Origin of the sequence: Exiguobacterium oxidotolerans JCM 12280 (assembly GCF_000702625.1) — a bacterium.
GTDB classification, from domain to species: Bacteria; Bacillota; Bacilli; order Exiguobacteriales; family Exiguobacteriaceae; genus Exiguobacterium_A; species Exiguobacterium_A oxidotolerans.
Genome location: NZ_JNIS01000001.1, coordinates 1,021,473 through 1,035,023, shown reverse-complemented (window position 1 = coordinate 1,035,023; position 13,551 = coordinate 1,021,473). Strand labels below are relative to the sequence as shown.

The following is a 13,551-nucleotide window of genomic DNA, read 5'->3' as shown; positions in this document are numbered from 1 at the left end:
AGTAGGGAATAGGTACACTAGTCTAAAGGAGAGTGGATAAAACATGAAAATTCACGTAACGGATGAAGCATTACAATATTTTAAAGATGAGATGGAAGCGAAGGAAGGCGACACGATTCGCTTTTTCGCGAAATACGGCGGATCGACGGATTTGACACAAGGCTTTTCGGTCGGCGTCCACATGGAAGAAGTCGAACGGGTAGCTGTCGAAGAAGTCGTTGACGGGATTCATTTCGTCGTCTCCGATCAAGATGATTGGTTGTTCCAAGGGCAAGACGTCAAGGTCTCAATCCAAAACGAAGAGATCGTCTTTTCCCAAGCAACTGAATAATTCGAGCAAAACGTGAGCGGGAGAACGTAGCCTGCTCATTTTTTTTGACTAGAATAATTGTAAGCGGCGTCATGCTTCTGTACAATGGAGAATGTAAGCGATTAAAAGTATGTATAAAGGGGGAATAGAGATGATTCCGTACAAACACGAACCATTCACGGACTTCTCACAAGAAGCGAACAAGAAAGCGTTCGAGGAGGCACTTGCACTCGTATCGCAAGAGCTAGGAAAAGATTATCCGCTCGTCATCGGGGGCAAACATGTGACGACGGAAGACAAAATCGTTTCGGTCAATCCGGCAAACAAAGAAGAGATCGTCGGACGTGTCTCAAAAGCGACACAAGCACACGCAGAGGATGCGATGCAGGCAGCTGTCACAGCATTCGAAACGTGGAAATTCGTCAATCCGAGTGTTCGTGCGGACGTCCTGTTCAAAGCAGCGAACATCATCCGGAAACGCAAACATGAATTCTCGGCGTACCTCGTCAAAGAAGCTGGGAAACCATGGAACGAAGCAGATGCGGATACAGCAGAAGCAATCGATTTCCTTGAATATTATGCACGTCAGATGCTCGTCTTAAAAGACGGCAAAAAAGTCGAGAGTCGTCCGGGTGAATACAACCGTTACGATTACATCCCACTCGGTGTCGGCGTCATCATCTCACCATGGAACTTCCCACTCGCCATCATGGCAGGGACTGCGGTTGCGGCAATCGTCGCCGGAAACCCGATTCTCTTGAAACCAGCATCGACGACACCTGTCGTCGCTGCTAAATTTGTTGAAGTCATGGAGCAGGCAGGTCTTCCGGCTGGCGTCTTGAACTTCATCCCGGGACCAGGGGCAGAAGTCGGGGATTACCTCGTCGACCACCCGAAAACACGTTTCATCAGCTTCACAGGATCACGTGATGTCGGTCTTCGGATCAACGAACGTGCTTCGAAATTAAATGACGGTCAAATCTGGCTTAAACGTGTCATCGCCGAGATGGGCGGAAAAGACACGATGGTCATCGATGAGTCAGCCGATCTTGATTACGCGGCAGACATGATCACAAAAGCAGCATTTGGCTTCTCAGGTCAAAAATGTTCAGCGTGTTCGCGTGTCGTCGCACTCGACTCCGTCTACGACGAGTTACTCGAAAAAGTTGTTGCGAACACAGCGAAACTGAGTATCGGGAACCCAGTCGACGTGACGAACAACGTCGGTCCGGTCATCGATGCAGCGGCATTCAAAAAAATTACGTCGTACTTCGATATCGCAAAACAAGAAGGACGGATTGCAGCAGGCGGAACGGCTGACGATTCAACAGGCTTCTTCGTCTCACCAACGGTCGTCGCGGACGTTCAACCGACGGATCGTTTGATGCAAGAAGAAATCTTCGGACCAGTCGTTGCATTCACGAAAGCGAAAGACTTCAAAGAAGCAATCGCGATCGCGAACAACACGGAGTACGGTTTGACAGGGGCGGTCATCACACAAGACCGGACAAACCAAGAGTACGCACGGGCGAACTTCCATGTCGGGAACCTCTATTTCAACCGTGGTTGCACAGGCGCAATCGTTGGATATCAACCATTCGGCGGCTTCAACATGTCGGGAACGGATTCAAAAGCCGGTGGACCGGATTATTTAACACTCCACTTGCAAGCAAAAACGACTTCAGAAATGTTTTGAATTAGTGTTTAATAGATGAAACGGGTATGCGACCTGCATATCCGTTTTTTTTTTTTTATTCACCATAGAAAAGGGGGAGCAAGGATGAACGGAATGTGGTTGGCGATTTTACTGTATCTCGGTCTGATGGTGACGCTTGGCGTGATGGCGTATTACCGGACGAAAAACATGAATGATTATATGCTTGGAGGACGTACGATCGGGCCCGTCGTCACTGCACTCTCAGCCGGAGCAAGCGATATGAGTGGGTGGCTGTTGATGGGATTGCCGGGTGCGATGTTTGCAACTGGTCTGTCCAGTGGCTGGATTGTAGTCGGTTTATTGCTCGGAGCTTATGCAAACTGGCTACTCGTTGCACCACGTCTGCGGGCGTATACGGCGCACGCCGGCGACGCCATCACGATTCCCGACTATTTCGAAAAACGATTCCATGACAAAAGTGGTGTGTTGCGTACAGTTTCAGCTGGAGTTATCTTAATATTCTTTATAATGTACGCTTCCAGTGGTTTTGTCGCCGGTGGTCGGCTGTTTGAAGCCGTCTTCGGTTTAGAGTATACGACCGGCCTTTGGATTTTAGCAGGCGTCGTCATCGCCTACGTGTTCCTGGGTGGATTCCTCGCCGTCAGTTGGACGGATGTCGTCCAAGGGATGATCATGGTTATCGCGCTCTTGATTGTTCCGGGTGTCGCCCTGTCGCTGAGCGGCGGGATCAATGAGACGCTCGAGACGATTCGGACGACGGACGGTTCAAAACTTGAACTGTTTAAAGGGACGACGCTCATCGGGATCATCTCCTTGCTCGCCTGGGGACTCGGTTACTTTGGTCAGCCACACATCATCGTCCGTTTCATGGCGATACGTAACTTGAGTGAAATGAAGTCAGCCCGCCGGATCGGGATGGTCTGGATGACCTTTTCGATCATCGGTGCGATGGTGACAGGATTATTCGGTTATGCGTACTTTACGCAACAGGCGATTGAGCTGAACAACCCGGAGAACGTATTCATTCAGCTTTCGCGTGATTTATTCCCAGGCTTCATTACCGGCCTCTTGCTCGCTGCGTTACTTGCTGCCATCATGTCGACGATTTCGACACAGCTACTCGTCTCTTCGAGTGCTGCGACGAATGACTTTTATCAACGCTTTATGAAGCGGACGCCTTCAGACAAAGAGTTGATGCTCGTCGGTCGTATCATGGTGCTAGCGGTTGCCTTACTTGCGATTGCGTTATCGTTCGGCGCACAAAAATCGATTTTGACACTCGTCGGTTACGCGTGGGCAGGATTCGGTTCTGCTTTTGGTCCGGTCGTCTTGTTCAGCTTACTATGGCGCCGGATGAACAAAGCGGGAGCACTCGCTTCGATGCTGACGGGATCCATCGTCGTCATCGCCTGGATTTTAGTCAAACTGTACGTGAAGGATTTACCGTTCTATATTTCGGAGATGTATGAAATGATTCCCGCCTTCCTTGCATCGACGATTGCACTCGTTGTTGTCAGTTTGGCGACTGCTGAACCAAGCGAAGCGGTCTACCATGAGTTTGATGAAGTAAAGGCGCAGCTGAAAGGTGTCGAACCAGAGCGGAAGATTGTCTGATTGAATTAACATGAAACGAGCGAGTGGTTGTTCTCTTTTGAGAGTAACCACTCTCAGGCTGTAGACAACGTGCCATCGGGAAATCAAGCGTCTTTTTTCGTTGCTTTCCTCGGGCGAGGCGCAAGCCGTTGCTCCTTCATCCTAACGGACAACGAGCAGGGTCTTGCCTGCCTCTGAAAGTGCGTTAAAAACGCACCTTTCCCCGCAGGAGTCAACGAAACGTGACGCTTTTTAGGTAAGGAAAGCCAGGCATGCAGACGATTTAGGCCGCAATCCGTCTCGAATCGCTTTGAAGACGAGGCGAGACAGGGAAGCGCGACCGGATTGTCTCTCGTTATCGCATATTCACGCTTCATAAACGTTTGTCTACACGCTAGTCGAAGTTCACTTGAATGTGAACTTCGACTTTTTTTGTAGTTAGAATGCGCGGTCAAAAAGAATGGGAGATGGCTTGATTTCAGGATTGAATGATTCAGTTTACTTTATTAATAAGTATTTCCATGAAGCATGTATGTTGCCTGAAGGAAAGAAAAGCGTATACTTGCAACTAAAGAGAGGTGTTCAATATGGTCAGTCAACCGGTAGCACCGGTCGAACGATTGAAAAAAAGACAATTTATCGGTCCAGCCTTTGTTGCCGCCGTCGCGTACCTCGACCCGGGGAACTTTGCGACGAACATGACGGCCGGCGCCCAGTACGGATTTCTATTACTGTGGATCATCGTTGCAGCGAACTTGATGGCGGTCGTCATCCAGACGTTGTCAGCGAAACTTGGACTCGTCAGTAATATGAGCTTGGCGGAGGTCATCCGGGACGAGTTATCACCCGTCGCCCGACTGTTTTACTGGGCCCAGGCAGAACTCGTCGCCATGGCGACGGATCTCGCAGAATTCGTTGGTGCCGCACTCGGATTTCATCTGTTATTTAACATCGATATGAAAATCGCTGCGATTTTAACAGCGATTGCCTCGTTCGTCATCCTCGGATTCGAACGGAAAGGCTTACGGCATTTCGAAGCCGTCATCGCGGGACTCGTCCTTGTGATTGCTGTCGCCTTTGCAATCCAAGTCATTCAAGTCGAGCCGAACGTGCGAGACATGGCAGGCGGCTTGATCCCGGGATTCGAGGGAACACCGAGTATCGTCCTCGCTGCCGGGATGTTAGGAGCGACAGTCATGCCGCACGCGATTTATTTGCACTCGGATTTGACGAAACGCCGGATGGGAAAGATCGCGGATAAACGAGGATTGATGAAGATTCAGACACTCGACATTTGGGCAGCAATGTTGATCGCGGGGGCAGTCAATGGGGCGATGCTCGTCATCGCGGCGACCGTCTTCTTCGGAACGGATCAAAAAGCAGCAACACTTGAAAGTATTTTTTCAGGACTCGGGACGTCGCTCGGCGGTGTAACACCGTACTTGTTCGGAGTCGCCTTACTCGTGTCTGGTCTCGCATCATCAAGTGTCGGGACGATGTCTGGCGATGCCATCATGCGTGGATTCCTGAAAATTGAGATCCCGATTTTCCTTCGTCGGAGTATCACGATGGCACCAGCCATTTTATTGTTGTTATCGGGATTTGATCCGACGCGTGCCTTGATTTTGAGTCAGGTCGCCTTATCGTTCGGGATTCCGTTCGCGTTGATTCCATTGATTCGGGCAACGTCAAGTGGACGAATCATGGGTGACTTCAAGAACGGGGTGAAGATGAAACTCCTTGCCTGGAGTATCGTGACAATTGTCATCATTTTCAATGTCTATTTATTAGTCGATCTTTTAGTTTGAATATTCTGTTATTTTGTTTTGTAAGACAGTCGCATGGGTAATGAATTACTAGAAGCTTTCCGCCCGAAAGCTTTGCTACCCCTATAAGGACGATGGTGCGGACCTCCCCCCGATGCACCATCGTCTTTTTTGTCTGACTAAAAAGTGCTATGATTAGAAATAGTGTAAAATATACTGCAAAAGTTCCGGAGGTGGAATGACATGGCAAATATTAATGAAGAGCAAGTCCGCCACGTGGCGCATTTGGCACGCCTTGCCGTGACAGATGAAGAAGTACAACAATTTACGGTTCAGCTCGAAAAAATTCTCGGTTTTGCTGAGCAATTAAATGAACTTGATACGACAGGTGTCGAACCTACGACGCATGTCCTTGATTTAAAGAACGTCTTACGAAAAGACGAAGTACGCCCATCGCTTCCGCGCACGGAAGTAGAACGACTCGCACCTGATTGGGAAGACGGACAAGTCCGCGTCCCAGCAGTGTTCGAATAAGGAGGAGACCACAGAAATGTCACTTTTTGAGCATGGTGTCAAAAAACTGCATACACTCGTCAAGGATGGCGAAGTGAAAGTATCGGATCTCGTTCAAGAATCGTTTGATCAAATCGACCGTGTTGACGGGAAGGTTGGCGCCTTTTTGTCCTTGAACGAAGACGCATTCGAACAAGCAAAACGGATGGATGAGCTCGCAAAACATGAAGCAAACCCACTGTTCGGCTTACCAATCGGTGTGAAAGATAATATCGTCACAAAAGGGATGACGACGACATGTGGCTCGAAATTCCTCGAGAACTTCGTCCCTGCACACGACGCGACTGTCGTCGAACGCTTACATGAAGCAGGTGCCGTCACGATTGGTAAACTGAACATGGATGAATTCGCGATGGGGTCTTCCAATGAGAACTCAGCGTACAAACCAGTCCGTAACCCATGGAACACAAAACACGTTCCAGGTGGATCTTCAGGTGGCTCGGCCGCTGCTGTTGCGGCAGGAGAAGTCTTGTTCAGTCTCGGTTCTGATACAGGGGGTTCGATTCGTCAACCGGCTGCCTATTGTGGTGTCGTCGGTTTAAAACCGACGTACGGTCTCGTTTCACGTTTCGGTCTCGTCGCATTCGCGTCATCGCTCGACCAAATCGGTCCATTGACACGCACGGTCGAAGACAACGCCTATTTGCTTAGCGCGATCGCAGGACATTGTGACATGGATTCGACGTCAGCGAACGTCGACCGGATCGATTATACGAAAGCGTTGACAGGTGATATCAAAGGTTTGAAGATCGCCGTTCCAAAAGAATACTTCGGTGAAGGTGTCAGTGAATCTGTGAAAGACAACATTCGTGCAGCCATCAAAAAGCTCGAGTCCCTCGGAGCGACGGTCGACGAAGTATCCCTTCCGAACTCGAAGTACGCGCTTGCGACGTATTACTTGCTTGCTTCATCGGAAGCATCATCAAACTTAGCCCGTTTCGACGGCATCCGATATGGCTTCCGTGCTGAAGCAGATGCACTCGAAGATGTCTTCAAGTATTCACGGGCCCAAGGATTCGGCGATGAAGTCAAACGCCGCATCATGCTTGGAACGTATGCGTTAAGTTCAGGTTATTACGACGCGTATTATAAAAAAGCGCAACAAGCGCGGACATTGATTAAAAAGGACTTTGATGACGTCCTCGCGAACTATGATGTCATCATCGGACCGACGGCACCTACACCAGCATTCGAACTCGGTGCGCAAAACGATGATCCTGTGACGATGTATGCGAATGATATCTTGACGATTCCAATCAACTTAGCGGGTGTGCCTGCGATTTCGGTCCCGGCAGGTCTCGTCGACGGATTACCAGTCGGTCTACAAATCATCGGAAAACACTTTGACGAGGCGACGATCTATCGTGCGGCGCATGCTTTCGAGCTTGCGACGGGCGGATTCGCGCTTCCGAAGTTATAAGGAGAGTGCGTTATGAACTTTGAAACGGTTATCGGCATCGAGGTCCACGCTGAACTAAATACAAATACAAAAATGTTTTGTGGCTGTGCCCGTGAGTACGGTGCGGAAACAAATACGAAGACCTGTCCGATTTGTCTCGGACACCCAGGCGTCCTTCCGATGGTCAACGAAAAAGCAGTCGAACTCGCAGTCCGTGCGGCAATGGCGCTCAACTGCCACGTCGCCGATCAAACAAAATTCGACCGGAAGAACTACTTCTATCCGGATACGCCGAAAGCCTACCAAATCTCACAATTCGATCAGCCGATCGGGTTTGATGGATTCATCGATGCGGAAGTCGATGGCGAAACAAAACGCTTCCGGATTGAACGGGTCCATTTAGAAGAAGATGCCGGGAAGATGAACCATACCGGTGCCAATCATTCGGTCGTCGACTTTAACCGGACGGGAGCACCTTTGATTGAAATCGTCAGTGAAGCCGACATGCGTTCACCAAAAGAAGCGGTCGCCTACCTCGAACGACTCAAAGAAGTCCTGCAATATGCAGGCGTCTCGGACGTCAAGATGGAAGAGGGATCACTTCGCTGCGACTGTAACATCTCAGTCCGTCCATACGGGCAAGAGAAGTTCGGAACGAAAACAGAATTGAAGAACCTCAACTCGTTCGGGAACGTCTTAAAAGGACTCGAATTCGAGGAAGACCGTCACCGTAAACTCTTACTGGCGGGTGGCGTCATGCGTCAAGAAACACTTCGGTTCGACGAAGCGAAAAAACAGACCGTCTTGATGCGTGTGAAAGAAGGGGCGTCCGATTACCGGTACTTCCCGGAACCGGATCTCGTCAAGCTCGTCCTCGACGAAGACTGGAAAGAGGCGATTCGTGCCGCAATTCCAGAACTTCCGGACGCGCGTCGTGTCCGCTATCAAGAAACACTCGGTTTATCTGCATATGACGCGAAACAATTAACTGTCACACGCGAGATGGCAGAGTACTTCGAAGCAACGATTGCTGCCGGTGCAGAACCGAAAGCAGCAGCGAACTGGACGGTCGGTGAAGTCCAAGGGCACTTGAACAAGTCGAGTGAAACGTTCGACACAATCAAACTGACACCGGCACGTCTCGCCGAGATGATCGAATTGATTGCTGGCGGAACGATTTCTTCGAAAATCGCGAAACAAGTTTTCGCGGCGACGATTGAACAGGGGGTCGAACCCCGTCAGTATGTCGAAGAACAAGGACTTGCTCAAATTTCTGACGAGGGTCTCTTACGCGGACTGATCGTCGAGATGTTCGAAGCGAATCCAGCTGTCGTCGAAGAACTCGTGGGTGGACGAGACCGGAAAAAAGGTTTCGTCATCGGTCAAATCATGAAGAAAACGAAAGGGATGGCGAATCCGGCCCTCCTCGATCAACTCTTCCATGAAGAACTCGAAAAATTAAAATAATCCTTTAAATCAGAGTAGATGTCCCCATTTTTCGTCTCGTAATCAGGCGGAAAACGGGAACATCTTTTTTTTCGGCTTTGTAATGTAGCAAAACTTCATGTAAAATAAAACAGTTATGTATCAAATGGACCGGTTGATTAAAAAGGAGAAAAACTTATGAGACCTAGAGCGCGAGTGATTTATAACCCGACTTCCGGGAAAGAGATGGTAAAGCGAAATCTGCCGTATATCTTAGACCGGCTTGAAGCAGCGGGTTATGAGACTTCCGTCTATTCGACGAAAGCGGTCGGTGACGCAACACATGAAGCAGCACGGGCCTGTGAAGCTGAATTTGACCTCGTCGTGGCTGCGGGTGGAGATGGAACGTTAAACGAAGTCATCAGTGGGATGGCTGCCTACAAGGTGCGCCCCAAACTCGGTGTATTGCCTGTCGGGACGACGAATGATTTTGGACGGGCGATGCGGATTCCGTTGACGATTGAAGGCGCGATGGATGTCATTTGTACCGGCTATACGATGCCTGTCGACATTGGCAAGATTGAAGGGACGACGGGTGTTCATTATTTCATCAACATCGCAGGTGGTGGCATCATGACGGAGTTGTCTTACGAGGTTCCGTCAAAGCTCAAAACAGCACTTGGACAACTCGCTTATTACGTCAAAGGGATGGAAAAGTTACCACAAATTCGTCCGACGTATGTCGAGCTCGAGCATGAAAAAGGGACGTTCAAAGGCGAAGTCATGTTGTTTTTGACTTCGAATACGAACTCCGTTGGTGGCTTTGAGAAGCTATCTCCGAATGCGTCACTCAATGATGGACGGTTTGATTTATTCATCTTAAAAAAATGTAATCTTGTCGAACTGATTCGCGTCATGCGTCTCGCCTTAAAAGGGGATCACTTCTCGGATCCTTGTGTCGAGCATGTCACGACTTCATTCGTCCGGATGAAAAACACTTCTGAGATGAGCTTGAACATCGATGGTGAGTTCGGTGGCACCTGTGAAGGGGAGATGACGAATTTACAGTCGCATTTCGATGTCATGACACCGAAGTTCCGGATCGATGAGATGGAACTGATTAATACACAACTACAAGAAACAGAAACGAACCTCGCGTAAGGCGCGGAGTTTTCTAGGAGGAACCCAATTATGATCCCAGTACAAAAAAATGACGAGCACGTCGTCGATATCGTCGATTTGACGCACGACGGTTCAGGTGTCGCCCGAATCGATGGTTATACGGTCTTCATTCCAGGAGCGTTGCCGACGGAACAAGTCAAAATCAGAATTACGAAAACAACGAAATCATACGGTTTCGGACGAATCATCCGTCAAAAGACGAAGAGTGTTGATCGTGTCGAGCCGCCGTGTCCGGTCTACAACCAATGTGGGGGCTGCCAACTGCAACACTTATCATATGATGCGGAACTCGTATTCAAGCACAACCGTGTCCGTGATGCCTTTGCCCGCCTCGCAGGACTCGAAATCCCGGTCCACGAAACGATTGGTATGGAAGATCCATGGGGCTACCGTAACAAAGCACAAGTCCCGGTCGCTTTCCAGTCGAACAAGTTGATGGCCGGTTTCTACCAAAAACGGAGCCACCGTATCATTGATATGGATTACTGCTTGATTCAAAATAAAGAAAATGATGAAGCAATCCAAGCGGTCCGTAAAGTCCTCGCCGACTTAAAAGTCCCAGCTTACGATGAAAAGAAACAAACGGGTGTCATCCGTCACATCATGGCACGTCACGGGTACCATACGAATGAATTGATGATCGTCCTCGTGACGAAGGTCAAACAATTGCGTGGCATCGATAAAATCGTCGCCGGCATCTTAAAAGCCGTCCCGAACGTGACATCGATTCAACACAACATCAACCCGGAGGATACGAACGTCATCTTAGGGAAAAAGAATATCGTCCTGCACGGACCAGCTGTCATCCGCGATCAAATCGCCGGATTGACGTATGAAATCTCGCCCCATTCATTCTTCCAAGTCAATCCGTTGCAAACGGAGAAACTATACGGTAAAGCACTGGAGTATGCGCAATTGACAGGTGAAGAAATCGTCGTCGACGCGTATTGCGGCATCGGCTCGATTTCATTATCACTTGCGCAACAAGCGAAACATGTCTACGGGATTGAAATGGTTCCTCAAGCAATCGACGACGCACGTCGTAACGCCGCTGCGAACGGCATCGACAACGTATCATTCGAGTACGGAACGGCTGAATCCGTCATGCCGGCACTCGTCAAAGCTGGAATCAAACCAGACGTCATCGTCGTTGACCCACCACGTAAAGGCTGTGACGAAGAATTCCTGCGTGCTGCGGCTGAAGTGGCACCAAAACGCATCGTCTACGTCTCATGTAACGCGTCAACACAAGCACGTGACGCGAAGTTGCTTGCTGAGCTCGGTTACAAACTGATGGAAGTCACGCCAGTCGATATGTTCCCGCATACGACACACGTTGAGAGTGTAGCGCTTTTCGTAAAAATGTAAGGTCAACTTCCTGATTAAAGGAAAAGTGGGGTTGGAGCATGCTGATCGAATGTACAAAAAAGCTAGCGGATGCGATGAAAATCAATGTAACGCCGTATGATGCAACTAACGCAGATTCTTTTTATGAATGGCATGCGAATGTGTTCACGTTTGATCGAAGAAAATGTGTTGTCTTGATGAACAACAAAACAAGATATAGTATCGTCTTCTACGGCATGAAAATGAAAGAATTCAAACAATTTGATGTCATTGCATTGAAGGCAATCAAGGACACATTTTTAGCAGAAGGATTTTCTGAGGCAGTCGTGGATCGTTATCTGGAACGGTGCGGTGACGTCAAGTACTCGAAGACACATGATCGAAGTATCATCGGACAATTGAATGACGCGATCATTAGTATTTCGTGGAAGCTTGAGGACTTTTTACCGACAGAACAAGTGCATATGATGGATTTAAGTATGTGGGCTGGAGAAAGTTTATTGTGTGGTCCGATCGGCTATGCAGCGCCAATCGATCTTCTAAAAAGAGAGTTCGACTCGTCCTTTTAACTAAATCAGGCGATTCAAAAAACAGGACCCCTTCGTGTAAACGGAGGGGTCCTGTTCAAACTGTAGACAACGTGCTATCGGGAGATTAAGCGTCTGTTTTCGTTGCTTTCCTCGGGCGAGGGGCAAGCCGTTGCTCCTTGGTCCTACCGGACAACGAGCAGGGTCTTGCCTGCCTCTGAAAGTGCGTTCAAAACGCACTTTTTTCCGAAAGAGTCAACGAAACATGACGTTTTTTAGAGAATACCGTGACGCAAATCCGGTTATGCAGACACTTTAGAGCGCAAAACGTCTCGACTCGCTTTAAAGACGAGGCGAGACAGGAAAGCGCGAACGGGTTGACTCTCGTTATCGTATGTTCACGCTTCATAAGCGTTTGTCTACACGCTGAACAGCCCCCTGTGTAAACGGAGGGGGGCCTGTTGTCGGTTAAAAAACTAAATCGTCAGCTGCGTTTTACAGGTAGTGCCGTTGTCGATAATGGGTGGGTGTCTCACCAGTCGTCTGTTTAAACGCTTGACTGAAGTGACTTTGGCTCGAAAAATGTAGTTTGTTTGATATCGTCAGCAACGAATCGTTAGATGAGCGGAGCAAACGTTTCGCCTCCCGGATTCGCTCCCGGATGACATAGCGGGCAAGCGGTAAACCAGTTTCGTCCTTGAACAGGACGGATAGGTAATTGGAGGAGACGTGAATCGCATGGCTGATTGAAGAGACGGATAACGGATCGTAAAGATGCTGTTGAATGTAACGGATGGCAGCTAAGACGTGTGGCGAGTGTCGTAACTCTTGGATTTGCTTGACAGCTTCTGCAAAACTGACAGTAATCCGGACGTGGCGATTACGAAGCTCGGAGATGCTGTTTGCTGCTTCAATCGAATCAATCATCCGGTCACTGAGTGAGAAGGCTTCGTCCGGTTCGAGTCCACCGATAATGGCAGCGCGTGCGCTGAGCAGGACCGTTCCGAGTAGGAGGTTCTTTTCTGCCCGAAGTGGTTGATGGCGTGCGAGTGAACCGAATTCACCATAGGCAGGTAAGGAGTAAGTCGTCGCCAAGCGTTCGCTTTGACCGGAGGAAATCCAGTCGATGATTTGCTGTTCGCGTTGCCAAGCTTTGCGGTAGGCTGTCGTTCCTGTATGGGCAGGTACGTCTGCGACGAGCGGGATTTCTTCTTCGATGATTTCAGACTCCGTCCGGATTGCGCGGGACGGGAGCTGTCGTCCGTTCAATAGCCGATAGACGAGGTGAGCGCAGTCGATTAATCGATTTTCAGTCGTCCGAGGTAACGATTTATAAAATTGGTGATAGGACTCATCCTGAATATGCGCGCGAAACAAGGCGGACTGTAACAGGACGGGACCAATTCGGTATTGCCCTTGATCTGCGACGGCAATGAATAAATACGCCGTTCCATCTTTTAGCGTGTAGAGGAGTGGGACCGCTTCAGCAGTCGGCCACTCGGCTTCGAGCGTCAGTTGGTCGGGATGGACAGGCGCGGTTGGTCGTACATGAAGTGAATCGTTTTTATGTGATTGGTACGATACAAAAAAGCCGGTCGTCCCATAAATACTTTCAGCAATCTGGATTAAATCGTCTGTTTGTAGCGGCTTCATGGCTCTACTCCTCTCGGTAGAAATCGTTAAGTCTAGTCTAAGGGGTGTACAAGAAATTGTATAGGGAGGAACGAAAAGAAGGAACCTGCGCGTGGCAG

General features: G+C 49.2%; 11 protein-coding genes. 10 read left to right on the top strand and 1 reads right to left on the bottom strand.

The features are described 5' to 3' along the window. The first annotated feature begins 43 nt into the window (after window positions 1-43). The 10 genes from P403_RS0105290 to P403_RS0105245 all read left to right on the top strand — a co-directional run bounded on the left by P403_RS0105290 (window position 44) and on the right by P403_RS0105245 (window position 11,842). A complete protein-coding gene (locus tag P403_RS0105290; RefSeq protein WP_029331526.1) occupies window positions 44-331 on the top strand; it encodes a HesB/YadR/YfhF family protein in 288 nt (95 codons plus the stop codon). Window positions 332-461: 130 nt separating this feature from the next. After that, on the top strand, window positions 462-2,006 hold the full coding sequence (pruA, locus tag P403_RS0105285; protein WP_029331525.1) for an L-glutamate gamma-semialdehyde dehydrogenase: 1,545 nt from the start codon (window positions 462-464) through the stop codon (window positions 2,004-2,006). Window positions 2,007-2,090: 84 nt separating this feature from the next. Further along, window positions 2,091-3,602, top strand: a complete 1,512-nt coding sequence (gene putP / locus P403_RS0105280; RefSeq protein WP_029331524.1) for a sodium/proline symporter PutP — start codon at window positions 2,091-2,093, stop codon at window positions 3,600-3,602. Window positions 3,603-4,168: 566 nt separating this feature from the next. After that, on the top strand, window positions 4,169-5,389 hold the full coding sequence (locus P403_RS0105275; RefSeq protein ID WP_029331523.1) for an Nramp family divalent metal transporter: 1,221 nt from the start codon (window positions 4,169-4,171) through the stop codon (window positions 5,387-5,389). Window positions 5,390-5,590: 201 nt separating this feature from the next. Next, window positions 5,591-5,881, top strand: coding sequence for an Asp-tRNA(Asn)/Glu-tRNA(Gln) amidotransferase subunit GatC (gene gatC / locus P403_RS0105270; RefSeq protein WP_029331522.1), 291 nt, complete (start codon window positions 5,591-5,593; stop codon window positions 5,879-5,881). Window positions 5,882-5,897: 16 nt separating this feature from the next. Beyond that, window positions 5,898-7,340 (top strand): Asp-tRNA(Asn)/Glu-tRNA(Gln) amidotransferase subunit GatA, encoded by a 1,443-nt coding sequence (gene gatA, locus P403_RS0105265; RefSeq protein WP_029331521.1) that lies wholly within the window; start codon window positions 5,898-5,900, stop codon window positions 7,338-7,340. Window positions 7,341-7,352: 12 nt separating this feature from the next. Next, window positions 7,353-8,786 (top strand): Asp-tRNA(Asn)/Glu-tRNA(Gln) amidotransferase subunit GatB, encoded by a 1,434-nt coding sequence (gene gatB / locus P403_RS0105260; RefSeq protein WP_029331520.1) that lies wholly within the window; start codon window positions 7,353-7,355, stop codon window positions 8,784-8,786. Between the two features lie 156 nt (window positions 8,787-8,942). Further along, window positions 8,943-9,905 (top strand): diacylglycerol kinase, encoded by a 963-nt coding sequence (locus P403_RS0105255; protein ID WP_029331519.1) that lies wholly within the window; start codon window positions 8,943-8,945, stop codon window positions 9,903-9,905. A gap of 30 nt (window positions 9,906-9,935) precedes the next feature. Next, window positions 9,936-11,294, top strand: coding sequence for a 23S rRNA (uracil(1939)-C(5))-methyltransferase RlmD (gene rlmD / locus P403_RS0105250; RefSeq protein WP_029331518.1), 1,359 nt, complete (start codon window positions 9,936-9,938; stop codon window positions 11,292-11,294). A 38-nt stretch (window positions 11,295-11,332) separates the two neighbouring features. After that, the gene (locus tag P403_RS0105245) at window positions 11,333-11,842 is read left to right on the top strand and encodes a DUF6933 domain-containing protein (RefSeq protein WP_051667315.1); all 510 of its coding nucleotides are present in this window, start codon (window positions 11,333-11,335) and stop codon (window positions 11,840-11,842) included. Between the two features lie 453 nt (window positions 11,843-12,295). On the opposite strand, the gene P403_RS0105240 is transcribed toward P403_RS0105245, so the two are convergent. Further along, complete coding sequence (locus P403_RS0105240; protein WP_029331516.1) at window positions 12,296-13,453, bottom strand: helix-turn-helix domain-containing protein; 1,158 nt, start codon at window positions 13,451-13,453, stop codon at window positions 12,296-12,298. Window positions 13,454-13,551 lie beyond the last annotated feature (98 nt).